The organism is Pantoea sp. CTOTU50773 (genome assembly GCF_032082325.1).
Classification (GTDB): domain Bacteria; phylum Pseudomonadota; class Gammaproteobacteria; order Enterobacterales; family Enterobacteriaceae; genus Pantoea; species Pantoea communis.
In genome coordinates this window covers 20,322-43,318 of sequence record NZ_DAMDQC010000016.1, presented here as the reverse complement: position 1 = coordinate 43,318, position 22,997 = coordinate 20,322, and the positions used below count along the sequence as shown (strand labels likewise).

Sequence of the window (22,997 nt, the reverse complement as noted above, 5' to 3'; positions counted from 1 at the left end):
CATAGACACAGCCATCGCCGTTCCACGCTGATAAGAAACAGGAAATATATGAGTCAGACCGAGAAACAGTCTCTGCCTGCTGGCATGTTGGCCGCCGCAGGGATCGTGTTTGGTGATATCGGTACCAGCCCGCTTTACACCCTGAAAGAGTGCCTGTCGATCTTACCGGATGGATCAATCTCAACCACTGCCGTGATGGGTTTTCTGTCACTGATTTTCTGGGCGTTAACCCTGATCGTTACCCTGAAATATGTCTGCTTTGTCATGCGTGCCGACCATGATGGTGAAGGCGGTATTTTAACGCTGATGTCACTGGCGCGTCGTAACGTCGGTCCGAAGATTGGTCACATCATTATTCTGGCCGGTTTGACGGGTGGCGCCTTCTTTTACGGTGATGGCATCATCACGCCGGCGATTTCGGTGCTCTCCGCCATTGAAGGGATTGAGGTGGTATCACCCCAACTCGACAAATACGTGGTCCCACTGGCGGTACTCATACTCACGCTGTTGTTCTTCATCCAGAAACACGGTACGGAAAAAGTCAGTAAAGTATTTGGGCCGGTGATGTTTGTTTGGTTCGTCTCGATTGGTTTACTGGGTATTCGCGGGATTGCGCTCAACCCCACGGTCTTGCAGGCTCTGAATCCCAGCTACGCGCTGACCTTTTTGCTGACTCATGAAGCGCTCGCCTTTGCCGCGATGGGTATGGTGGTACTGGCCGTTACCGGTGCCGAGGCGCTGTATGCGGATATGGGACATCTCGGCAAAGCGCCGATCCGCCTGGCGTGGCTGGTGATTGCCATGCCTGCCCTGGTGCTCAATTACTTTGGCCAGGGTGCACTGGTGATTGCGGATGCGAAGACGATCAATAACCCGTTCTTCAACCTCGCGCCGGGCTGGGGGCAAATTCCCCTGATAGTGCTGTCAACGCTCGCCACGGTGATCGCAGCCCAGTCGGTGATTACCGGCGTTTACACCCTGACGCATCAAGCGATTCGTCAGGGGTTTCTGCCACCCATGCGTATTGTGTTCACCTCGCATACTGAATCTGGCCAAATCTACATTCCCGTGGTGAACTGGCTGCTGTTTGTTGCGGTAACGGTGATTGTGCTGGCATTCCGTCAGTCCTCGGCCCTCTCCTCCGCTTACGGTATCGTGGTGACCGGCACCATGGTGATCACCGCCTGTCTGGACGGCGTGGTGGCGCTGCGTAACTGGAAATGGCCACTGCCGCTGGCGGGGATTTTCCTGCTATGTATGCTGAGCATTGACGTGCCGCTGTTTGCGGCGAACCTGATGAAACTGCTGTCAGGTGGTTGGGTTCCGGTACTGATGGCGCTGACCATGATGGGGTTGATGCTGATCTGGAGCACCGAGCGTAATCGGTTAATCAAAAAATTGAACAACGATCCGGAAAGCCTGCAGGCGCTGGTGAAATCACTGGAAACCAATCCGCCCAGTCGTGTACCGGGTACTGCCATCTTCCTGGCGCGTAAAGAGTTTGAGATTCCACAGGCGCTGCTGCATAACCTCAAGCATAACCGGGTGCTGCATAAGCGCGTGGTGTTGCTGAACATCCGCACGACAGATACGCCACGCGTGCACAATCAGAAGCGCATCACCATCACCCAACTTTCGCCGTCCTTTTGGCAGGTAACCGCGGCATACGGCTGGCGAGAAGTCCCTTCAATGGCGGAGGTTTTACACCTGTGCGGACTGGAAGGTTTTGGCTGCACGCTGAATGAAGCGTCTTTCTTTACCTCACACGACACCCTGGTGATGAAAAAACGCCGCGGACTGGCAAGAATAAAAGGCGGCATCTTTCACTTCTGCCAACGCAATGCGCTGCGTGCGCATGAGCAATTTAATATTCCACCCAATCGCGTTATCGAACTGGGTGGACAACGCGAGTTTTAACAAAATGGGGCGTGCATGACGCCCCATTCAACTTATTGCCCTGCCACAAATGTAACCAGATGAAAGAATATTCCCGAAAGTTTAACGGAGTTGTGGCTGAACTTTTCTTAACAACTAATTAGCAATTAAAGCTAAAACGCATAACCTCAAAAGGTGTTTATTAAGCCTACCGGCACTCATTACCTGCCGTGCGCAACTGTCGGAATGTATAAAATCACCATCAACAATAAAATGCATAGCTTCGAAATCGGCTCAGCAGTTATTTTGAGGAGTAAGACCATGAAAGAACTTATTAATGACGTTATCTCTATTTTCACACCGCAAAATGTTAAACCCGTTTTAGTCCGTGCGGATTTGACCCATCGTGAATTATCATCGATTCATCCTGTGGGCTTTACTTCCGTGAGCTGGGCCACTTCGATGGAAGAACTGACTGATGCGATTGTGAAAAAAACGCTCGCTGCAGGGGCCGTGGGTTATCACATCACTGATGTTGAATCCCATGAGCCGGGCCACGATGGTCAGCATGTAATGGCGGCTACCGCAACCCTGTACCATATCAATAGCAAAGTGGAGTACGGCTAATGTTAACCCCCCTTCGCTGTTGCATTTAAGCCTGCCACTCTTGTGACAGGCTTTTATCTGCAAAGTATTCGGCGAGAAAATCAATAAACACTTTCATGCGCGGCGATTCCGATGTCCGTTGCGTATACACCGCCCAGATATTCGCCTGCTGATACCACTGCGGTAAAACATGGACCAATTCGCCAGTGCTGAGAAAAGGCACCACATCCCATGCCGAGCGGAGCGCAATCCCGTGTGACTTCAACGCCCAGTTTAAAATGACCTTGCCACTGTTTGACGAATAATGGCTATTAAGGCGGCACAATACCTGTTGCTTACCGTCAGTCAGCGCCCAATTGCCGAATGAATTGTTCTTTTCGTTGATGATAAGACAGCTGTGGTCAATTAATTCATCCAGCGAATTGACCGCCCCAGCGCGCGCTAAATATTCAGGGGATGCGCAAAGAATACGCCGATTAACGGCCAGTTTACGCGCGATGTAAGAGTGATTCAGATTATCGCCAACCTGTATATCCACATCGGTGCCGGATTGCATCAAATCAATCTCACGATCGCTTAAAATGAGTTTGATATTTAAAGATGAATGCTGAGAAATAAAGGCTGAAATGGCATCAGATAAATACGTCTGACCAAATCCCAGCGAACAGCCAACGGTCAACTCACCGGTTAATTCACCGCGCCACTGCTGAAAATTATTCAGAAACGCATCCATTTCCTGCACCACTTGCAGCGCCCCCTCCAGCGCTTTCTCACCTTCTGGCGTCAGGCGCATCACCCGATTGGTGCGGAAGAAAAGCCGGGTGTCGAGCTGTTTCTCAAGAATGGCGATACGTTTGCTGATATACGATGGAGACTGGCCCAGCTCCACGGCAGCGCGACCAAAACCACCATGACGCGCCACGCTGATAAACACATAGAGGTCTTCGACAGAGGGCCAGCCCTGTAGCGGTTTCTGAACGTTTTTCCCGGCAAGCAAGAGCTTCATACTATTACGCAGTTAGCCAACATCGAGCGGTTATAACACAGAATCGAGAAAGCCCTGAAGCTGTGCTAAAAATACCGCCGGGACTTCTTCCTGTGGGGAATGCCCACAAGGCAGTGCCTTGCCCTGCACATTGATGGCCTTCTCCTGCCAGGTTTCAACCACATCGTATAGCTGACCGACCGTGCCCTTTTCCCCCCACAGCAATTGAAGCGGACAAACGATGCGTTTGTCGCTGTCCTCTGCATCGTGCTCTAAATCCATCGTGGCGGCCGCGCGGTAATCTTCGCAGACGGCGTGGATCATCTCGGGCTGCTGATAGCAGCGCAAATAATCATTGAATACCGCTTCTGAAGTCGCCCCCGCTGTCTTGAGCTGACCGTCAATATGTTTTCGCAGGAAGAAGGCCGGATTGTGGCCGATCATCGTCTCCGGCAGTGGGTAAGGCTGGATCAGAAAGAACCACCAAAAATAGCGCGTAGCAAACGCCTTATCGGTCTGCGCATACATGGTGGCAGTCGGGGCGATATCGACGAAAGTGCCGCAAGCCACTTTCTCCGGATGGTCAAGCGCCAGACGATGTCCAACCCGGGCACCGCGATCGTGTCCGACAAACGCGACACGCGAAAGACCCAGTGCGTCAATCAACTGGCTGATATCTTCAGCCATGGCGCGTTTTGAATAGGCCAGATGGCGTTCGTCGCTGGCGGGTTTGTCGCTGTCGCCGTAGCCGCGCAGATCAGGCAGGATCACCTGGTATTTTTGCGCCAACTGCGGAGCGATTTTACGCCACGCCAGATGATTTTGTGGATGCCCGTGCAGCATCAGCAACGGCGGTCCTTCGCCCCCGATTGCCACGCGTAGTGTGATACCGTTGTCCAGCGTGACCGCTTTCAAGGCAAATCCGTCGATAAACGGCGATGCGCCGCAACCCTTGATGTCACTCATGCTGTTGGTCCTTTAACCCGCTGCAGCCAGGGGCGCTGAGCAAAGTGCCGATGTTCAAACTGCGTAATGTCAGTCTCGTATTGGAGCGTCCAGTCTACCGCGCTGCCGCCACCCATTAACATCTCACGTTTGAGCGCGCTGACCTCAAAATGCAACACCTGCTGATTGAAGGTGAGGGTCTTATCTTCCAGAGAAACCGTAATCTGGTTGTGTACTGCATCAGCGGTAGCAGCGCTGAGCTGCTGATACGCCTCCTCACTTAGCGTTAGCGTCAATACGCCGTTGCGCTGGCAGTTATCGTCAAAGATGCCGGCAAAACTGGTGCCGATGATGGCGCGAATGCCCAGCTGATTGAGTCCCCACACCGCATGTTCGCGACTGGAACCACAGCCAAAGTTGGGTCCTACCAGCAAGAATGCCGCGTTCTTTCCGGCAGGCTGGTTGAGGATAAACGCGGGATTCGCACTGCCGTCGGGCAAAAATCGCAGGTCAAAGAACACGCCCCGATCCAAACCCTGGCGATCGATGCCTTTCAGAAACTGCTTTGGCATGATCACATCCGTATCAATGTTGGCCGCCGGTAAATGGGCAATGCGTCCGGTGATGCTGTGAAAAGCGTCCATATTAAACCTCTGCTGTCGTGAAGTTGCGTACATCGACCAGATGACCGGCCACCGCAGCGGCGGCGACCATCGCCGGGCTCATTAAATGGGTTCGTGCTCCTGCACCCTGGCGGCCCGCAAAATTGCGGTTGGTTCCTGAAGCACAGCGATCGCCGGGTTCCAGGACATCTTCATTCATTGCCAGGCACATTGAGCACCCCGACTGCCGCCACTCAAAACCTGCATTGATAAAAATGTCGGCTAAGCCTTCAGCCTCTGCTTGCTGACGCACCTGTGTGGAGCCTGGCACGATGATCCCGCGCACGTGTCGGGCGATTTTGCGCTCGCCAATCACCGCTGCTGCAGCGCGCAAATCTTCGATTCTGCCGTTGGTACAGGAGCCAATAAACGCATGGGTGATGGCGATGTCAGACAGGCGCATGCCAGGTTCCAGCCCCATATATTTCAGTGCGGCTTGTATTGCCTGCTGTTTAATCAAATCGGGTTCGTATTGCGGATCAGGTACAAAGCCGCCAATAGCACAGGTCTGATCCGGGCTGATGCCCCAAGTCACTTTAGGTTCAAGGTCGCTGCAATCCAGCTCAATCGCACGGTCGAATTTGGCCCCGTCATCACTGCGCAAAGTCATCCATTCGGCCTTTGCCTGCTCCCACAATGCACCCGTTGGCATTTGCGGTTTGCCCTGGATGTAGGCGAATACCTTCTCATCTGGCGCAATAATCGCTCCGCGTGCACCGGCCTCGACAGCCATATTGCACAGCGTCATGCGCCCTTCCATACTCAGCGCGTCAATCGCCGGGCCGTCAAACTCGATGGCATAACCGGTTGCCCCTGAGGCGCCAATATCTTCAATCAACGCCAGAATGATGTCTTTAGCCGAACAGCCATAAGGCAGCTCTCCCGTTACCGTGACGCGCATGGTTTTCAGCGTGCGATAAATCAGGGTTTGCGTGGCGAGAAGATGTTCAATTTCTGATGTTCCGATGCCGAAACCCAACGCGCCAAATGCGCCATAGGTGGTGGTGTGGCTATCACCGGCGGAAATCACCATGCCGGGCATGACCAGTCCCTGCTCATGCGCAACCACATGCTCGATGCCCTGGAGCGGGTCCATGACATCAAACAATTCGATGCCAAAGTGGGCGGCATTTTGACGGAAATAATCCACCTGCAGCTGCCCGCCGGCATCGGTCATCGCATCGTCACGCTCAGGACGCGTGGGATTTACGTGATCGACATTGAGTAAGATAGTCGCCGGACGACGTACCGGGCGATGATGTTCACGCAGCCCGCTAAAGGCCTGCGGGCTGGTGTATTCGTTGAGTATTGATCGATCAATATAGAGCAACACATGCCCTTCATCGTCTAACTGACGTACCACATGCTGATCGATCAGTTTTTCATACAGTGTTTTGTTAGCCATGCGATTGCCCACATAAAAGTATCAACAAGTCATTAGAGACTCTAGGGTAATACAGTTGTGGTTAAGACTATGAACACAGTACGTGAAGTGATGGTTTATGAAGTGTGTTTAATGGGCGACCTCACAGCCGCCGATAGAAGTATGATGCTACTGCAAGCGTTCGAAGCGATAAGGTGCGGGATCGATAATCGGCGTATGCCCGGTCACCAAATCTGCGGCTAACTGCCCGGCTGCGGGTGATGTCCCGAAACCATGCCCTGAAAAGCCCGTCGCCAAAGTTAGCCCAGGTATCGAAGCCACTGGGCCAATCACCGGGTTCGAATCCGGGGTAACATCTATCACGCCAGCCCATGACTCCGCCATCTCCGCCTGCTGGAACACCGGCCACGCCGCGCGAAGGTTGCGCATCGCTTCCTGGTTCAGTGCCGGATTGGCAAGAGGGTCCAGCGTGCGGACCTGCTCAAAGGGTGAACGCCGATCGTTGCGCCAGCGACGTGCCAGTGCAAGATCCTTCACAAAGTATTTGCCCAGCGAAATCCGCAGGTTGTCACGCGCCTGCCGTAGCTGAGGCATATAACGTGTGCCGATCAATAGATGATCAAGCGTTATTGGCGCATCCAGCGCACCGCGTTGAGTGATGATAAAGCCACCGTCCTGGTGTTTTCGGAATGAGAAGTCAGGAGCGCCCACCGCTATATTGGCCGGTCCTTCCAGCGGTTTGGTACGCATCACCGAACAAATCAGCGGCAGCGTCGGCAGATTAATACCGTGATTGCCAAGGAAACGACGCGACCAGGCACCTGCCGCCAGCAACACCTGGTCACAACGAATCTCACCGCGTTCGGTCATCACACCACTGACCTTGCCGTTGCTGGTGACCAGGCCACGCACCGCACAGTGATCCATGATAATCGCCCCCCTGGCGATGGCGGCATTCGCCATCGCGCTGGCCGCCAGCGTGGGTTCGGCTCGCCCGTCGGAAGCAGTGTAAATCCCGCCTGCCCATTTCTCCGCACCGCCTGGCACTTGTGCTGCAATTTGTGCGTGGCTGAGCAAGCGCGTATCCAGGCCAGCGGCACTAACCCCGCTTAACCATTTTTCATGCAGTGACATCTGCTGCTCGTTGCGTGCCACAAACATAATGCCAGCCTGACGATATCCCACGTCACTGCCAACCCGCGCGGCCATCCCCGCCCACAAGCGGTCAGCGGCCTGCGCCAGCGGGATATCCTCCAGCGCACGGCTGGTTTTACGGATCCAGCCGAGATTGCGGGAAGACTGTTCGCCCGCAATCCGCCCCTTTTCCAACACCACGACGGGAATATTGCGCTCCGCCAGCGTCAGTGCGGCGGTCAACCCTACAATCCCACCGCCAATAACGACCACCGTGGTGGCATCCGGCAACGTTGGCGAAGGCGTAACCGGAGAAATAACAGGTGCCATAGCGCGTCTCCCACCCTTACAGGTCTACGGTAATTTCCTGAACCTGAGCGTTACCGGCCCCGCGATAGGCCGTAACTTCCAGTTCAACTTTATAAACGGTCAATCCCAGCGGCGGGCAAGTCACTGTCGAGGCGGGATTAATTCCGCGGAACTTCTCACCAATGATCGCCATCACTGCAGGTACATCCGCCGGATCCTGAATAAACACGCGCGAGCACACCACATCCTGTAATGAGGCATCGATGGCTGCCAGTGCGGCTTCGATATTGGCAAACACCTGCAAAGTCTGCTCGCGCAGGTCTTCGGGAATTTCTTTGGTTTGTGGGTTGCGACCGGCGGTGTTGGAGACATAAATCCAGTTATCCACGGCCACGATGCGCGAATAACTCGCCTGCTCTTCAAATTTCGAACCGGTTTTCACTTTAATGATATTGGTCATGATGTTTTCTCTGTTAATCAGTGGATTAGCTTAAAACCGGTGATTCCCACAGGTTGAGTTTGATGCCAATGCCTTTTTCCAGCGCATTGCGATACAGCACCGTGCCCCAGGCCACATCTTCCACCGGCATACCACCGACAGACATGATGATGATCTCGCTATCGTTTTGGCGGCCTGGCGCCTCGCCGGCGACGATCTTGCCGATATCTTCCAGCTGCTCCGCCTGCAGCTGCCCTTCAGCGACCATATCCATAAAGCGCACACCGATAATCGGCACGCAGCGATGCGCAGGCTTGGGAACTTCATCAAACCAGGCATGATAGAGTCCGGTGTTATCCAGCACCTTACGCACATCCGACTGCTCCATTCCTTCATCGATATTGCACAGCGCAGGCATGGCGAGGAACGCGCCAGCTTTCACCCATTCACGTTTCACCAGCGGATAAGTGGCGGGATCACCGACTTCACCTGAGCTGCAATAAGTGACAATGTCACTATCGCGCACTACCGCTTCCAGTGAGTCGACAATTTCTATCTGCTTAATTTGTGGATAGGTCTCCTGCACCCAGGTAATGAAGTTATCGAGGCTGCGCTGGCCGCGTCCTTTGACTTTGATGGTGTCGATGTGTGGGCAAACAGCAATAAATGCCGCAACAGCGGTTTTTCCCATCACGCCCGGTCCTAGCAAACCGATCACGCGAGAATCCTTTCGCGCCAGATGACGTGCGCCGACGCCCGGCACCGCCCCGGTGCGATACGCCGACAGCAGATTGGCTGACATATGCGCCAGCGGCGCGCCGGTATCCGCATCATTGAGGGTGAACATCAGAATCGAGCGCGGCAGCCCTTTCTCACGGTTGGCGATGTTGGAGCCATACCACTTGACCCCAGCCGTGCCGAAATTGCCGCCAAGGTAGGCAGGCATCGCCATCATGCGGCGATCGGCAGTGGGTTTTGGCATCGTCGGGAACGGCGAATTTTCCGGGAAGGTCACCATCGCGCCGTGTGAATCATTGTTGGATCCGGCCATGCGATAGTCGCCGTGATACAACAGGCCAAACATCTCTTCCATGGTATCGACACAGGCGGCCATATCGGTCACGCCCGCACGAATCATGTCTTGCTCCGACAGGTAAATAAAATCAATCCGGGTTGAATCACTCATAAGTCGCCTCATCAATCAGTCTTTTGGTCTATTTCCCGCCGTGGCGAGCGCTGCCATAACTAGCGATTTCACTGGCTAAAACCGTCTTAGGTGTCGATGGTCTTCGCTGGGTGAAATAGAAATAGCGCGTCGGTTGTCGAGCTGTATTGAATATTTGCGACATGACGAAATTCGTGCGTGGCACAGCCCTTGCATCACACAGACAGTAAATAGCCCGCAGCGGAGCCCGCCATGACACAATTGCCTCTCCATCGCCACAGTGGATTTCAACCCGAGCAGCCATGGTTTGTGCTGAACGCCGCGCAGCATTATTCGCTGATTGCGTCAGACAACCCGGCTATTTCCCATTTCTACAGTTTTGATGTGGCGCAGAGTGCCAGCATGACGCTGGCGATTCCCGACGGCTGCGTGGATATCGTGTTTGATTGCGATGCGCAGCGGCCAGCAGCACGCGTGTGTGGCACCACGCTGGAAGCGCGCGGTGCCGATATGCAGCATAACCACCACTATTTTGGTGTGCGCTTCGCACCGGGCATCATTCCTGATTTCCTCGATGTGATGGCAGAAGAGATTCCCGATCGTGAGTTTAATTTCCTCGATGTGGTGCCGGATGCACGGTTAGCCTTTGAACAGATCGTGCAGACGCGCGATTTTTCGCGGCAGATTGCTTTGTTCAACGCCAGTTTCACGCCGCGCCTGGTGCGCAAAGCTTCCGCCGTCACATCCTTGATCATCCACACCATGCGCCAGCAGAAAGGCAACATTCGCATTGATCAACTGGAAGCGCTGACCGGCTACACCTGCCGCACTATCCAGCGCCAGTTTCGCCAGGATACCGGGATGTCACCCAAGGCTTTTAGCCGCATTTTGCGCTGCCAGTCGGCGCTGGGCAGCATTCACTTACAGCAGGAAGTATCGTTTAGCGATCTGGCCTTTGATCTTGGATTTAGCGATCAGTCGCACTTCCTGCGCGAGTTTAAAAAGTTTGTCAGCACCACGCCCTGTGATTATCAGCGGCGTATTTCGCATGATGCCTATTTCCATCGTTTGCGTTTCCACTGAGCACTAAAAGGGTGCAGCGTTGCACTGTGACGCTGTCCGATTTTTTCTATCCGCCAGATGCTCAGCTGAGAAATGATGCCGCTATGTTACCGGCCTCAGGCGGCACAGATTGCCTGAGAACTTTCTCTTAGCGGTTGAGGGCTTTGGCGATGAATAAGGATTCCGGCTTACGCAAAAATACGTTGGGTTTGTTTTCTCTGGTCTTTTTTGTCGTCGCGGCAGCCTCGCCGCTGACAGGCGTGGTGGGCGGCTTGCCGGTGGCGATTATTTCTGGCAACGGCGGTGGCATTCCGGTGTTTTATATTCTCTCGTGTATTATTTTGATGTTATTCGCCGTGGGCTTTATTGCCATGAGCCGTCATGTCAATAATGCGGGGGCCTTTTATACCTATATCTCTAAAGGAATCGGCGAAAACTGGGGCGCTTCCGCGTCAGTATTAGCGCTGATGGCGTATATCTCTATTCAGATAGCCATCGTCGCAATGCTGGGATTCTTCACGCAGTTATTTATTGAAGAGCACTTTTCAGCCCATATTCCCTGGTGGGCATTGAGCATGCTATTTGTGCTGGTATGCTGGGTATTGAGCATTAAACGCGTCGAAGTCGGTGGAAAATTACTCGGCATATTAATGCTGGCGGAAGTGGCTATTGTGTTACTCACCGACGTGATGCTGTTAATCAAAAAAGTCGGTCCTTACAGCTTCCAATCGTTCGAGCCATCGGTGTTTATGCAGGGCAACCTTGGCATCGCCTTTATTTTCACCATCGCCGCTTTTATCGGTTTTGAATCTACCGCCATATATGCGGAAGAGTGCCGTGCCCCACATAAAACTGTGCCGCGTGCCACAGTTTGTGCCTTGTTACTGATCACGGCATTTTTCTGTTTCACCAGCTGGTCACTGGTGCAGGCATACGGTTTTGATCAGATTGTCGCGATTGCCAGCAAAGATCCCGGCAACTTCGTGTTTAACATTACCCGGCAATATGTTGGACAGTGGGCTGTAGAAACCATGTCGGTATTGCTGATCACCAGTTTATTTGCAGCGGCGCTGGCGTTTCATAACAATATTTCACGGTATTTGTTCAGCATTAGCCGCGATGGTCTGATCTGGAAAGAGTTGTGCAAAACTCATCCCACTAACGGCACGCCACATAATGCCAGCCACGTTCACAGCGTGATCATGCTGATGCTACTGGCAGGTATGGGCAGCGCGGGATTGGACCCGATGGTGCACATCTTCGCTATCGGTTCTGCCGTCGCCACACTGTGTATTTTGATTTTACAACTGGGCGTTTCCGCTGCCGTGATACTGTTCTTCCGTCGGATGGAGAATAGCGAAAATCCATTCACCGTATTCTGGGCACCGTTACTGTCAATGGTGTGCATGAGCGTGACGATTATTTTGGTGGTTAATAATCTGCAATCCTTAAGCGGCAGTGATTCTAGCGTGGTGAAGATGATTCCCTGGTTCATTGCTGGCTGCGCCTTGATGGGATACGGTATGTCGCTGAAACGCAATTTTAAAGCTCGCGCTTAGTCATCGTCGTGGTGCGCAGCCATGCGCACCCAGTTAGCGAGTAAATATTTAACCTGGCGTTATGGTGTTTTATTTGACCTAAGTCGCGATGCTCGCTATAAAGAATAACCGCGCAGTACTCACGGATATATCTCCCTACCTTTCGCATTCATTGCTTAAATTCCCGCCATATTGGTTTTATGTAAGTTAAGTAATTAACACCAATACTTTATTAACTAAAAACAAGTTAATCTTTTCGTAACAATCTTTTAATTTGCAAACCGAAATTTTAACGTTCACCTGCAAAGTACAAAGATCAGGATCAGAATGACTCACTCTAAAAAAATCGTGTCTGCCCTTTCACTGGCAGCGCTGCTTGTTTCTTCAGTGGTCCACGCTGAAAACGCACCAGAAAAAACCGATGTTCTGTTGATTGGCGGCGGCGTCATGAGCGCCTCACTGGGAACCTGGCTACAGGAACTGCAACCAGGCTGGAAGCAGCTGATGGTTGAGCGTCTGGATGGCGTCGCACTGGAATCGTCTAACGGCTGGAACAACGCCGGTACCGGTCACTCTGCGAACATGGAACTGAACTACACGCCAGAGCGTGCAGACGGTTCAATCGACGTGAGCAAGGCGCTGGAAATTAACGAAGCTTTCATGATTTCCCGTCAGTTCTGGACCTCTCAGGTACAGCGCGGCGTAATGCATGACCCGCGTTCATTCATCAACTCCACCCCACACATGAGCTTTGTCTGGGGCGATAAAAACGTTGAGTATCTGACTAAGCGTTACGATGCACTGCAGAAAACCACCCTGTTCCAGGGCATGAAGTTCTCAACCGATCACAAGCAGATTGAGCAGTGGGCTCCGCTGGTGATGGAAGGTCGCGATCCTAATCAGAAAGTGGCAGCCACCTGGACGCCAGTCGGTACTGACGTTAACTACGGTGAAATCACCCGTCAGTTGATTGGCAGCCTGAAGAAAGATCAGAACTTCAAATTAGAAACCTCTTCAGAAGTTACTGATTTCAAACGTAACAGCGATAATTCATGGCACGTCACCATCAAAGATGTGAAGAGCGGTGAGAACCGTTCGGTTGACGCGAAATATGTGTTTATCGGTGCAGGCGGCGCGGCCATCAAACTGCTGCAGAAAACCGGCATTCCGGAAGCGGATAATTACGGCGGTTTCCCGGTAGGCGGCTCATTCCTGATGACCGAAAACCCGGAGATCACCAGCCGTCACCTGCAGAAAGTGTATGGTCAGGCTTCCGTAGGTGCACCGCCGATGTCGGTTCCGCATATCGATGCGCGTAACCTCGACGGTAAAAAAGTGGTGCTGTTCGGGCCGTTCGCCACCTTCTCAACCAAATACCTGAAAAATGGTTCGCTGTTCGATCTGCTGAGCGCGACCACCACCAGCAACGTTATGCCGATGACCCACGTGGGTATCGATAACTTTGACCTGGTGAAGTACCTGATTGGTCAGGTGATGCTGAACGACGACGATCGTTTTGCCGCGCTGAAAGAGTACTACCCGAACGCACGTAAAGAAGACTGGAAACTGATCCAGGCGGGTCAACGCGTACAGATCATCAAGAAAGATGCGGATAAAGGCGGCGTGCTGAAACTCGGCACCGAAATCGTGACCGATCAGCAGAAAACCGTGGCGGCCCTGTTGGGTGCATCACCAGGTGCTTCAACTGCTGCGCCAATCACCCTCGACGTGATGAAGAAGTTGTTCCCGGAGCAGTTCGCTTCTCCTGAGTGGCAAGAGAAGATTCGCGGCATTATTCCAAGCTTCGGCCAGAAACTGAACGGTAACACCGCACTGACTCAGCAGGTCTGGGACAACACCGCTGCTACGCTGCAGTTGACCAAACCACCGGTCATCAACATGGGTGATCAGTCCGTTGCCCCTACGCAGGCTAAGCCTCGTGCAGAATCCGCTAAGCAGGATATGGCGCTGTAATTCTCCTTCGCGCTAATGAAGAAAGCCGGACAATGTCCGGCTTTTTTGTGTCTGGAATAAGGTCAAATCGCATAGCAGACACTCAACCTTCTGCGTGCTAAAATTGGGTATCATTGAATGAGGCAAAGACATGAATAAATCTGCATCATTAAGTGTTGCTAATCAGGTACGTGAACTGGCTAAAGTTCACCACGTAACGGCTGACCGTGATGGTATGAGTCGCATGGCTGTTGCAATTACTCGCCTGGCCGATGACATCGTAGAACTTGATGTCATCGAACAACTTCTGGTTAATCTGAAGAAAAAAGGCATTTTAACCAAGGCAGAAACGCTGGAGATGCAAGGCGACTATCTGCGTGAGAAAAGACAAATTAAACAGAATTTTTCTGCATGATTTTTGATCCTTTCGGCGACTATGAAACAGCGGGTTATTTACAGAATGCCTTAAATTTAAAAGATCCTGATGAAGTTAAAGCTTCTGAACATCTTTCATTCGAACTGAGTCTGGAAGATGCGCTGCTGTACCTATCAACGCTAAAACACGTAAAATATTCTTCCATACTTAAAGTTCACGAAATTCTTTTCGGTGACTTCTATCACTGGGCAGGAAAAGACCGAAACGAGTTAGTTCCTCACCTATCGATCTTTAAAGGCGCGCGTGAAGACGAACACTTTACGGTATTTGAATATCCACATCTTATTCAGCTTGCAGTGGAGTATGCGTTAAAGCTTGCCAGTGACAGGGACAAATTTCGTCAAAAGCCAGGAGAAGTGATGGGGCAGTTGGCTTTTGCTCACCCTTTCCTCGATGGTAACGGACGTACAATTTTGCTAACTTTCATGGAATTAAGCTTCCGTGCAGGTTTTTCTGTCGACTGGTCTAAAACAAAAAAAGATGATTACCTTCGCACATTGAGCAGAGAAATTCGTGAACCTGGGAAAGGACATCTGGATCGTTATCTCCAACCGTTCATTATCGAGATTCATAGCAGGGACGAATGGCCTTTAACCATCGGTAGTATTAAAGGCCTGGATGGATTGGATAAAGGGCAAATCAATTATAGCGACATTGACGATCCGCTAGTCAGGAAACATTATAAAAGCTACCAGTCACAACCTTTAGATAATAAATCTTAATGGCTGTTATTCATCCCCCAAACCAGTGCCTGTCTTGCATGGGCAATACGCGGTTGGCGCAGAGCGCTGGGTAACCAGATAAGGTGATAGAGAATTTCCGTATCCCCCACTGGCGCGTCCAGCACCACCAACTCCCCTTGCGCGATTTGCGCCTGGCATAAAAATGCTGGCATCACCGACCAGCCAAATCCGCCGCAGAGTAAACTTCGCAAACCACGTAAATCCTGCCCAACTACCGCAGGTAACAGCGTCTGGTATTTAATGCGATTTTTATCCAGCCAATGATCAATCAAAGAGAGTTTTAGGTCATAAGCCAGCAAAGGTTCTTTAATCAAATCCGCAGAAAAATCTGCACTGTTGTGTAAGCGAGCCGCCACGGCCGGTGCAGCCACTGCAACCACACGGTCCTGAAAAATCACTTCCCCCTTTAAACGTGGATCGGTCACCGGATGTGCCGTCACGCCGAGATCACAGTGCCCTTCAATCACCATCTGCGCAACGAGCGGACCATCACCGCTGTGCATATGCACGCGAATGCCGCTTTCAAGCAGAGGAAGCAGCTCACTTGATAATTTCTCCGCCATAAAATCAGCATGTCCAATGATCTGCAACGTTCCACTCACATCCATCGATCGGGCACGCGCGGATGATAAAGCAGACTCTGCGGTATCCAGAGAGTTGCCTATATCAGCGGCCAAATCGTCGGCAGCGGCCGTCGGCATTACGCCATGGGCCTGACGTTCAAACAGCGGTCGACCCACTGCGACTTCCAGGCCGCTAATGTGTTGCGAAACCGCAGGCTGCGTCAGATTCAGTGCGCGCGCCGCACCGGAAATTGAGCGCTGGCGATACACTTCCATAAACGTTCGTAAGCGAACCAGTGACATAGTGCCCCATAAATTATTTTATACCCCTGCCAAAATAGCCTTGTTAGCCGTCAAACACCAGCGCGAGTAAGCTGCCCACATCTTGAAACGCACGGGAAAAATCATGTCACTTCAGCAAGAATTACTGCATGTGCTGCACACAATGAAACAGGCTCATCTGCAGAACGAACCTGCTAGCGCCGAACTTCGCCGCGATCGCTTATTACGCAGCGTGGCATTAATTCGCGAGAATCATGCTGCGTTTACTGCGGCTATCAGCGCCGATTTTGGTCATCGCAGTGCCTATCAAACCCAGGCGGCCGACCTGATGACCACCATCAACATGTTGCAGCACTCCGCCGAGCATCTGGAGCAGTGGATGCAGCCGGAGATCGCCGAAGTCCCGGTTGCGGGTATGCAGGCGCGTATCGAACCGCAACCTTTAGGTGTCGTTGGCATTATCAGCCCGTGGAATTTCCCGATTAACCTGGCATTTGGCCCATTGGCCGGTGTGTTTGCTGCGGGCAACACTGCGATGCTAAAACCCTCTGAGCTGACACCCCACACCTCGGCATTACTGGCGGAGTTAGTGCCGCGTTACTTCGCCGCCAATGAACTCAGCGTGGTTCTGGGTGACGCCAGAGTGGGACAAGCGTTTAGCGCTCTGCCATTCGACCATCTGGTCTTCACCGGCAGCACCGCCGTCGGAAAGCATGTGATGCGTGCAGCGGCAGAGAATCTGGTGCCTGTTACGCTGGAACTGGGTGGAAAGTCGCCGGTGGTGATCGACGCAGATGCGGATGTGGCAATGGCGGCAGCCCGAACCCTGACCATAAAAACCTTTAACGCCGGTCAAATTTGTATATCACCGGATTACCTATTACTTCCGTATGCCGCTGAAGCGGAATTTATCACCGCGTCACAGCAGTTCATGCATCAGACGTACCCAACGCTGCAAAGCAACGTGGATTACACCGCCATAATCAGTGCTCGTCATTATCAGCGATTGATCGGTCTGATCGAAGATGCCCGAGCTAAAGGTGCCCGGATCGTTAGCCTGGCCCCTGCGGGTGAGCCGGACTTTGATGCGCAAAGCCGCAAAATCGCGCCGCATTTGATCCTCAATGTCTCCGAAGAGATGGCAGTCATGCAGGAAGAGATTTTTGGCCCGCTGCTGCCAGTCAAAAGCTACAGCGGAGAGGTAGAGGAAGCGATTCGCTATATCAATGCGCATCCACGTCCACTGGCCGCTTACTATTTTGGCCATGATAAACAGCGTCAAAAGCTGATGGCTCAGCACACCACTCCTGGCGCACTGGTGATAAATGATGTCATGACCCATGCTTCTCTCGACAGCCTGCCATTTGGTGGCGTGGGCGCATCCGGTATCGGCGCGTATCACGGGATTCACGGATTCCGTCGTTTCAGTCACGCCAAGCCGATTGTGATCCAGGATGAGGCGGGCACCACAAATTTACGGCTGCGTGCGCCCTATCAGGACAAAAGCGCAGCATTGACTGCATTACTGAATAACCAACATTAATCGAGGACAGACAATGAAAATTTTGATGGTTCTAACATCACATGACGCGTTGGGCAACACCGGCAAAAAAACCGGGTTCTGGCTGGAAGAGTTCGCCGCACCCTACTTCGTGTTTAAAGATGCGGGTGCCGAAGTGGTGTTGGCTTCTCCGGCGGGTGGACAACCGCCGCTGGATCCAAAAAGTGATTTACCTGAATTTCAGACTGCTATGACCGAACGTTTCAAATCTGATGCGGCGGCACAGCAGGCGCTGGCCAATACCGTGAAGTTGGCAAGCATTGATCAGCAGGATTTCGATACGGTCTTTTATCCTGGCGGCCACGGTCCACTGTGGGATCTGGCGGAGTCAGCAGACTCCATCCAGTTGATCGAATCTTTCGATCGTGCGGGTAAGCCGATGGGTTTTGTCTGCCATGCACCTGGCGCATTGCGCCATGTGAAAGCTGCGAGCGGCGCCCCGTTAATTCAGGGTAAGCAGGTCACCGGCTTTACCAATAGCGAAGAAGCAGCCGTTGAGCTGACCGACGTGGTGCCTTTCCTGATTGAGGATGAGTTCATCAAACTGGGCGCGCATTATCAAAAAGGCACGGACTGGGCACCGTTTGTCGTACAAGACGGTCAGTTGATCACCGGGCAAAATCCGGCCAGCTCAGAAGATGTGGCGAAAGCGCTGCTGCTGCAACTGGCAGCACAACAGCCTTAATCGCGTTAAAGCGCATCACTGCTCTGGCGGTGATGCGCCCTCGTCTTATTAACCCTCCCATTAATGAATTTTGCTCATAGGTGCTAGTAGACTGGCGCACCTAATCAATCCCTTCCGCCTTTGTTAAGCTACCCCGCAATCCCTTTTCCATCACTGTATTCAAGCCCTGGCACCGCACAGGCCCCATCCTTTTCTTATAAAAAGACACTATGGATATCAAAACTGCAACGCATCCTCCGGATATGAAAACCGGCATCGCTTTTATTATTATTCTTAGCGCGCTGATGGCATTTACCTCGCTCTCAACCGACATCTATCTTCCGGCGATGCCCGCGATGTCAGCCGCGTTACACGGCGATTCGGAACTGACGGTCACCGGATTCCTGATTGGCTTTGCCATCGCACAGCTAATCTGGGGCCCGATTAGCGATCAACTCGGCCGAAAAACACCGCTATATATCGGGATGATTATCTTTGCTGTCGGCTCAGCGGGATGCGCACTCTCCAGCGACATGCCTCAGATTGTCTTCTGGCGTGTCATTCAGGCCGCTGGCGCCTGCACCGGCCCGATGCTGGCGCGTGCCATGATCCGCGACCTTTTCAGCCGCACGCGTGCTGCGCAGATGCTGTCGACGCTGATCATTGTTATGGCGATTGCCCATATCGCGGGGCCATTAATGGGTGGGCAAATCATTCGTTACTCGCAATGGCCGGTGATTTTCTGGTTTCTGGCGTTAGTCGGCGCATAGATGTTCATATCACTGCTCTGGCTTCCTGAAACACTGCCGGCAGAAAAAAGGGTAACGGCGTCACCTCGGCAAATAATGGGTAATTATCGCACCCTGCTGCAAAATAAAAACTTTATGCGTTTTACCTTATGCGTGACTTTTTATTACGTTGCTGCTTACGCCTTTATTGTCGGTTCGCCTGCGGTGTATATCAGCTATTTCGGCATCACGGTAGTGGGATTGTTTCCTCACTGCTGCTGGCAGGGCTTAACAACGGTACGCCCTGGATTATGGTGAGCATTATGACGGTATTCACCCTGCTCAGTTTTCTTAGCACGCTTGGCGGAGGAAAAGCCCAGCCAAAAATGGCAGAAATTTAATGCTGAAGTGAAATGTTAAATATGACATTAACATTTGGTGCGGTGAGCCCAGCATGCAATTGCTAAATTCAAAATAGTCGGTAACGTCGTGGCTTCATCTGCTAATAAAAATAAGCGAGCTTAATTAATGAGCAACATCCAGTCTTCATTCCTTTCTTACACCGTGGACAACGAGACATTTGAAGGTTATTTAGTTTACCAGGCTGATAATAACACTGCTCAACCGGGCATTGTTATTGCGCCCAATTGGATGGGGGCCACCACTGATGCTGCTGAACAAGCCAAAGCCATTGCCGCCCACGGCTATGTGGTGCTGGTAGCTGACCTGTACGGTCAGGGTCAACGCCCCACTAACGGCGAAGAAGCGGGTGCGATGATGATGGCAGTGAAAGACACCCCCGCCGAAGTGGCGCGCATGCAGGCAGCCCTCAGCGCATTGCGCACCCAAACCACCGCCCCCGTCAACGCGGATAAGGTTGCGGCTATCGGTTTCTGCTTCGGCGGCCATTGTGCGCTTGAACTGGCACGTAGCGGCGCGGACATCAAAGCGGCCGCCTCTTTCCACGGCACGCTGGATACCCAGGGCGCTTATGACAGTCATACTATCCAGGCTTCACTGCTGGTACTGGACGGCGCGGCCGATCCTCTTGTGCCGCGCGAGCAGCTAGCCGCCTTCGCCAATGAGATGAACAGCAAAGGCGTTGACTGGCAGCTGGTGAGCTTTGCCGGTGCGGTGCACTCCTTCACCGATCCAAAAGCCGATAATGCTGGCGTATCGCAGTATCATCCGGAAGTGACGCAGCGTGCCTTCAAACGCCTGTATCAATTGCTGGATGAAGTGTTTTAATGACGCGGCGGGAGGATGACTAGCCTCCCGCTATTTCCCCGTCTTTCAGCGCACGCGTAAAATCCCGCCATCAATGGCCGCTACACTGGTTTTGCCACAAAACGCCATCGACAGATCAAACTCGTTACGGATGATGCTTAGCGCTGTGGTCACCCCTTCTTCACCTAGCGCCCCCAATCCATACAGCATACTACGCCCGATGTAGGTGCCTTTGGCGCCTAACGCTATGGCTTTTAATACATCCTGCCCGGAACGAATGCCGCCATCAAAATGCACTTCTATTCGATCGCCGACCGCCGCCACAATTTCCGGCAGCAGTGTAATTGACGAAGACACGCCGTCCAGCTGACGCCCACCGTGGTTGGAAACAATCAACGCATCGGCACCCGCTTCGATCGCCAGTTGCGCGTCAGTGGCATCCATTATGCCCTTCACAATCAACTTGCCGCCCCAGTGCCGTTTAATCCATTCGATATCTTTCCAGGAGAGCCGCGGATCATACTGTTGTGCCGTCCACTCCACCATCGAGTCAATGTTATCCACACCGCTTACATGCCCGATAATATTGCCAAAATTACGATGCTTCGTATTCAGCATCTGCCAGCACCAGCGCGGTTTAGTGGCAATATTGAGCACATTGCGCAGCGTCATTTTGGGCGGCGTGGAAAGGCCATTCTTAATGTCTTTATGGCGCTGACCAAAGACCTGCAAGTCCATGGTCACCACCAACGCGCTGCAGTTGGCCGCTTTAGCGCGATCGATCAGATTTGCCACAAACTGCCGGTCACGCAATACATAGAGCTGGAACCAAAATGGATGCCCCTGCGTGGCCTGAGATACAGCTTCCAGCGAACAGATGCTCATGGAAGAGAGCGTAAAGGGAATACCAAATTTTTTGGCTGCGCGTGCCGCATGAATTTCACCATCGGGATGGATCATGCCGGTCAGTCCGGTGGGGGCAATCGCCACCGGCATCGCGACATCGTGCCCCATCATTCGGCTTGCCGTGCTGCGTTCCGCAATATCCACCGCGACACGCTGACGAAATTCGATGCGGCGTAGATCAGCTTCGTTGGCGCGATAGCTATATTCCGTCCAGGAACCTGCATCGACATAGTCATAAAACATCTTTGGCACACGTTTTCGCGCCAGTTGCCGCAATTCTTCAATACAGGTAATGGTCACTTTTCCACCTGATAAAAAAAGCGGCCAAATAAAATAACATTTAGCCGCCTGCGATCACGCAAATACACACACAGATAACTTACGATTTCTCGTAGTCGGTATAGGCATTCTGTAGCACGATATGATCGGCAATATATTTTGCATCGTGCCACACGCCATAAATAAAGGAGGAGGCGCGATTCACCAGATTCGGTAAACCAAGGAAATAAATACCCCGCTCCGCTGAAATACCACGCTTATGGAAAGGCACGCCTTTCTCATCAAATGCATCCGCCTGCAACCAGCTAAAATCAAATTTAAACCCTGTCGCCCAGATAATAGAAGTGATACCGGCCTCGGCCAGGTTTAATTTCGTTAAAGGATTAATCAGGCAGTCTGGATCGGATAATAATGCCCAGGCCTGTGGCTCCAGCGGCAGATCCAGACCATTACGCTCGATATAAGCATCGGCATCACGTAGTACGTCGAAATAAGCTTTATCACCTTCTGCAATATTCTCAGCCAGGCCATCAGCAAAGCTCAACACGCCGTTATCCCATTGCTGAGTAATACCCACCAGGGTAATGCCCATATGAGCCAGACGACGAAAATCAACCGTTTTACCGCCTTCATAGCCGCTCACGGCAAAGGCAACGTGCTGTTTTTTCGGCTTGATTTTCACTTCATCCCACAAGCCTAAAGCACCCAGCCACCAGCAGTAATCTCGGTCACGATAAGAGCGTGGTGGACGATAATGTTCGCCGACCGACAGATAGACTTTGCGGCCCGTTTTACCCAGCTCTTCAGCGATTTGTGAGCCTGACGCGCCCGCGCCCACCACCAGCACGCCGCCTTCTGGCAACTGCTGCGGGTTCTTATAGGAAGAGGAATGAATTTGATGCAGGTTGGCACTGTCCGGCACGATTTGCGGGAATGAAGGCTTCTGGAACGGCCCTGTTGCCGCCACCACATTATCTGCTTCAAATTCTCCAATAGCGGTCAGCACTTTGAAGCCGCTACGTCCCGGCAGACGTTCAACCTGATGCACTTCAACGCCAGTGCGCACCGGCGCATTGAGCATTTTGGCATAATCTTCGAAATATTGAGCCATGCGCTCTTTAGGAGGAAAAGCTTCCTGAGAAATATTATCGAATTTCATTGAAGGAAAACGATCGTGCCAGGCGGGGCCATTGGCGACCAGTGAATCCCAACGCTCTGAACGCCAGCGCTCTGCAATGCGGTTACGCTCAAATACAATATGCGGGACACCCATCAATGAAAGATGTTCACTCATTGCAATGCCCGCCTGACCTGCACCGACAATTACGGTATTAATTTTTTCTACTGACATGTGGAATCCCTAAATAGATTTTAACGCGATGGGTTATTCATCATCGTAATCATTGTTCGTGTTAACGCTAAGCAAGCTTTTTTAATTCAGCGCTTCGGTAAAACCAAAGCGCACAGATTCATGATTAGTGGCGGGCTTCAACGTTTAATATCTTGCCAAGGCCCAAAAACTTATTCGAAATAATCAGCATGGCTGCCGTT

The 22,997-nt window shown here is 52.3% G+C and carries 20 protein-coding genes and 1 pseudogene; 11 read left to right on the top strand and 10 right to left on the bottom strand.

The features are described 5' to 3' along the window. The first annotated feature begins 48 nt into the window (after positions 1-48). A complete protein-coding gene (kup, locus tag RT340_RS04485) occupies positions 49-1,917 on the top strand; it encodes a low affinity potassium transporter Kup (protein ID WP_313374415.1) in 1,869 nt (622 codons plus the stop codon). Positions 1,918-2,196: 279 nt separating this feature from the next. Beyond that, positions 2,197-2,502, top strand: coding sequence for a DUF1471 domain-containing protein (locus RT340_RS04480; RefSeq protein WP_313374413.1), 306 nt, complete (start codon positions 2,197-2,199; stop codon positions 2,500-2,502). A 25-nt stretch (positions 2,503-2,527) separates the two neighbouring features. Here RT340_RS04480 and RT340_RS04475 read toward each other — a convergent pair whose 3' ends face one another. From RT340_RS04475 to RT340_RS04445, 7 genes are all read right to left on the bottom strand, one after another. Further along, entirely contained in the window at positions 2,528-3,487 is a 960-nt protein-coding gene (locus tag RT340_RS04475) for a LysR substrate-binding domain-containing protein (protein ID WP_211728946.1), read from the bottom strand. A 30-nt stretch (positions 3,488-3,517) separates the two neighbouring features. After that, positions 3,518-4,432: an alpha/beta hydrolase gene (locus tag RT340_RS04470; protein WP_313374410.1), complete on the bottom strand. Its 915-nt coding sequence runs from the start codon at positions 4,430-4,432 to the stop codon at positions 3,518-3,520. After that, positions 4,429-5,055 carry a 3-isopropylmalate dehydratase small subunit gene (leuD, locus tag RT340_RS04465; RefSeq protein ID WP_313374408.1) on the bottom strand — a complete coding sequence of 209 codons (627 nt, stop codon included), beginning with the start codon at positions 5,053-5,055 and terminating at the stop codon, positions 4,429-4,431. The genes RT340_RS04470 and leuD overlap by 4 nt, the downstream gene beginning before the upstream one ends. A gap of 1 nt (position 5,056) precedes the next feature. Next, positions 5,057-6,478 (bottom strand): 3-isopropylmalate dehydratase large subunit, encoded by a 1,422-nt coding sequence (gene leuC, locus RT340_RS04460; protein ID WP_313374406.1) that lies wholly within the window; start codon positions 6,476-6,478, stop codon positions 5,057-5,059. 147 nt (positions 6,479-6,625) lie between these two features. After that, entirely contained in the window at positions 6,626-7,921 is a 1,296-nt protein-coding gene (locus RT340_RS04455; protein WP_313374404.1) for an FAD-binding oxidoreductase, read from the bottom strand. A 16-nt stretch (positions 7,922-7,937) separates the two neighbouring features. Continuing rightward, positions 7,938-8,360, bottom strand: a complete 423-nt coding sequence (locus RT340_RS04450) for a RidA family protein (protein WP_313374402.1) — start codon at positions 8,358-8,360, stop codon at positions 7,938-7,940. Between the two features lie 25 nt (positions 8,361-8,385). Further along, complete coding sequence (locus RT340_RS04445; protein WP_160867586.1) at positions 8,386-9,525, bottom strand: tyramine oxidase subunit B; 1,140 nt, start codon at positions 9,523-9,525, stop codon at positions 8,386-8,388. 231 nt (positions 9,526-9,756) lie between these two features. Between RT340_RS04445 and RT340_RS04440 the strand changes: the two genes are divergently transcribed. The 5 genes from RT340_RS04440 to RT340_RS04420 all read left to right on the top strand — a co-directional run bounded on the left by RT340_RS04440 (position 9,757) and on the right by RT340_RS04420 (position 15,215). Further along, positions 9,757-10,587, top strand: coding sequence for a helix-turn-helix domain-containing protein (locus RT340_RS04440; RefSeq protein ID WP_313374399.1), 831 nt, complete (start codon positions 9,757-9,759; stop codon positions 10,585-10,587). A gap of 149 nt (positions 10,588-10,736) precedes the next feature. Then, complete coding sequence (locus RT340_RS04435; RefSeq protein WP_097119155.1) at positions 10,737-12,125, top strand: APC family permease; 1,389 nt, start codon at positions 10,737-10,739, stop codon at positions 12,123-12,125. 306 nt (positions 12,126-12,431) lie between these two features. Then, positions 12,432-14,078: a malate dehydrogenase (quinone) gene (mqo, locus tag RT340_RS04430; RefSeq protein WP_313374397.1), complete on the top strand. Its 1,647-nt coding sequence runs from the start codon at positions 12,432-12,434 to the stop codon at positions 14,076-14,078. Between the two features lie 130 nt (positions 14,079-14,208). After that, the gene (locus RT340_RS04425) at positions 14,209-14,472 is read left to right on the top strand and encodes a hypothetical protein (RefSeq protein ID WP_058961386.1); all 264 of its coding nucleotides are present in this window, start codon (positions 14,209-14,211) and stop codon (positions 14,470-14,472) included. After that, positions 14,469-15,215: a Fic family protein gene (locus tag RT340_RS04420; RefSeq protein WP_313374394.1), complete on the top strand. Its 747-nt coding sequence runs from the start codon at positions 14,469-14,471 to the stop codon at positions 15,213-15,215. Before RT340_RS04425 ends, RT340_RS04420 begins: the two co-directional genes overlap by 4 nt. Here the strand turns inward: RT340_RS04420 and RT340_RS04415 are convergent. Further along, positions 15,212-16,102 carry a LysR family transcriptional regulator gene (locus tag RT340_RS04415; protein WP_313374392.1) on the bottom strand — a complete coding sequence of 297 codons (891 nt, stop codon included), beginning with the start codon at positions 16,100-16,102 and terminating at the stop codon, positions 15,212-15,214. The two genes, RT340_RS04420 and RT340_RS04415, sit on opposite strands and share 4 nt — an antisense overlap. A 103-nt stretch (positions 16,103-16,205) precedes the next feature. Here RT340_RS04415 and RT340_RS04410 point away from each other — a divergent pair, with 103 nt between their 5' ends. From RT340_RS04410 to RT340_RS04395, 4 genes and pseudogenes are all read left to right on the top strand, one after another. After that, positions 16,206-17,624 carry a coniferyl aldehyde dehydrogenase gene (locus RT340_RS04410; RefSeq protein WP_313374390.1) on the top strand — a complete coding sequence of 473 codons (1,419 nt, stop codon included), beginning with the start codon at positions 16,206-16,208 and terminating at the stop codon, positions 17,622-17,624. 13 nt (positions 17,625-17,637) lie between these two features. Further along, complete coding sequence (locus tag RT340_RS04405; protein WP_058961382.1) at positions 17,638-18,327, top strand: type 1 glutamine amidotransferase domain-containing protein; 690 nt, start codon at positions 17,638-17,640, stop codon at positions 18,325-18,327. 209 nt (positions 18,328-18,536) lie between these two features. Then, positions 18,537-19,283, top strand: a pseudogene (locus RT340_RS04400) (MFS transporter); the annotation flags it as partial. Positions 19,284-19,562: 279 nt separating this feature from the next. Next, on the top strand, positions 19,563-20,282 hold the full coding sequence (locus tag RT340_RS04395) for a dienelactone hydrolase family protein (RefSeq protein ID WP_058961380.1): 720 nt from the start codon (positions 19,563-19,565) through the stop codon (positions 20,280-20,282). A 45-nt stretch (positions 20,283-20,327) separates the two neighbouring features. Here RT340_RS04395 and RT340_RS04390 read toward each other — a convergent pair whose 3' ends face one another. Together RT340_RS04390 and RT340_RS04385 are read right to left on the bottom strand one after the other, a co-directional pair. Next, the gene (locus RT340_RS04390; RefSeq protein WP_072226584.1) at positions 20,328-21,467 is read right to left on the bottom strand and encodes an alpha-hydroxy acid oxidase; all 1,140 of its coding nucleotides are present in this window, start codon (positions 21,465-21,467) and stop codon (positions 20,328-20,330) included. Positions 21,468-21,546: 79 nt separating this feature from the next. Further along, positions 21,547-22,797 carry an NAD(P)/FAD-dependent oxidoreductase gene (locus RT340_RS04385; RefSeq protein ID WP_313374384.1) on the bottom strand — a complete coding sequence of 417 codons (1,251 nt, stop codon included), beginning with the start codon at positions 22,795-22,797 and terminating at the stop codon, positions 21,547-21,549. Between the last annotated feature and the right edge of the window lie 200 nt (positions 22,798-22,997).

Bases quoted from the DNA above. Each gene is read 5' to 3' on its own strand.
- RT340_RS04395 (WP_058961380.1), top strand. From the start codon at position 19,563: ATGAGCAACATCCAGTCTTCATTCCTTTCTTACACCGTGGACAACGAG.
- RT340_RS04435 (WP_097119155.1), top strand. From the start codon at position 10,737: ATGAATAAGGATTCCGGCTTACGCAAAAATACGTTGGGTTTGTTTTCT.
- RT340_RS04475 (WP_211728946.1), bottom strand. From the start codon at position 3,487: ATGAAGCTCTTGCTTGCCGGGAAAAACGTTCAGAAACCGCTACAGGGC.
- RT340_RS04420 (WP_313374394.1), top strand. From the start codon at position 14,469: ATGATTTTTGATCCTTTCGGCGACTATGAAACAGCGGGTTATTTACAG.
- leuD (WP_313374408.1), bottom strand. From the start codon at position 5,055: ATGGACGCTTTTCACAGCATCACCGGACGCATTGCCCATTTACCGGCG.
- RT340_RS04410 (WP_313374390.1), top strand. From the start codon at position 16,206: ATGTCACTTCAGCAAGAATTACTGCATGTGCTGCACACAATGAAACAG.
- RT340_RS04480 (WP_313374413.1), top strand. From the start codon at position 2,197: ATGAAAGAACTTATTAATGACGTTATCTCTATTTTCACACCGCAAAAT.
- kup (WP_313374415.1), top strand. From the start codon at position 49: ATGAGTCAGACCGAGAAACAGTCTCTGCCTGCTGGCATGTTGGCCGCC.
- RT340_RS04415 (WP_313374392.1), bottom strand. From the start codon at position 16,102: ATGTCACTGGTTCGCTTACGAACGTTTATGGAAGTGTATCGCCAGCGC.
- mqo (WP_313374397.1), top strand. From the start codon at position 12,432: ATGACTCACTCTAAAAAAATCGTGTCTGCCCTTTCACTGGCAGCGCTG.
- RT340_RS04470 (WP_313374410.1), bottom strand. From the start codon at position 4,432: ATGAGTGACATCAAGGGTTGCGGCGCATCGCCGTTTATCGACGGATTT.
- RT340_RS04385 (WP_313374384.1), bottom strand. From the start codon at position 22,797: ATGTCAGTAGAAAAAATTAATACCGTAATTGTCGGTGCAGGTCAGGCG.
- RT340_RS04450 (WP_313374402.1), bottom strand. From the start codon at position 8,360: ATGACCAATATCATTAAAGTGAAAACCGGTTCGAAATTTGAAGAGCAG.
- RT340_RS04405 (WP_058961382.1), top strand. From the start codon at position 17,638: ATGAAAATTTTGATGGTTCTAACATCACATGACGCGTTGGGCAACACC.
- RT340_RS04445 (WP_160867586.1), bottom strand. From the start codon at position 9,525: ATGAGTGATTCAACCCGGATTGATTTTATTTACCTGTCGGAGCAAGAC.
- RT340_RS04455 (WP_313374404.1), bottom strand. From the start codon at position 7,921: ATGGCACCTGTTATTTCTCCGGTTACGCCTTCGCCAACGTTGCCGGAT.
- leuC (WP_313374406.1), bottom strand. From the start codon at position 6,478: ATGGCTAACAAAACACTGTATGAAAAACTGATCGATCAGCATGTGGTA.
- RT340_RS04440 (WP_313374399.1), top strand. From the start codon at position 9,757: ATGACACAATTGCCTCTCCATCGCCACAGTGGATTTCAACCCGAGCAG.
- RT340_RS04425 (WP_058961386.1), top strand. From the start codon at position 14,209: ATGAATAAATCTGCATCATTAAGTGTTGCTAATCAGGTACGTGAACTG.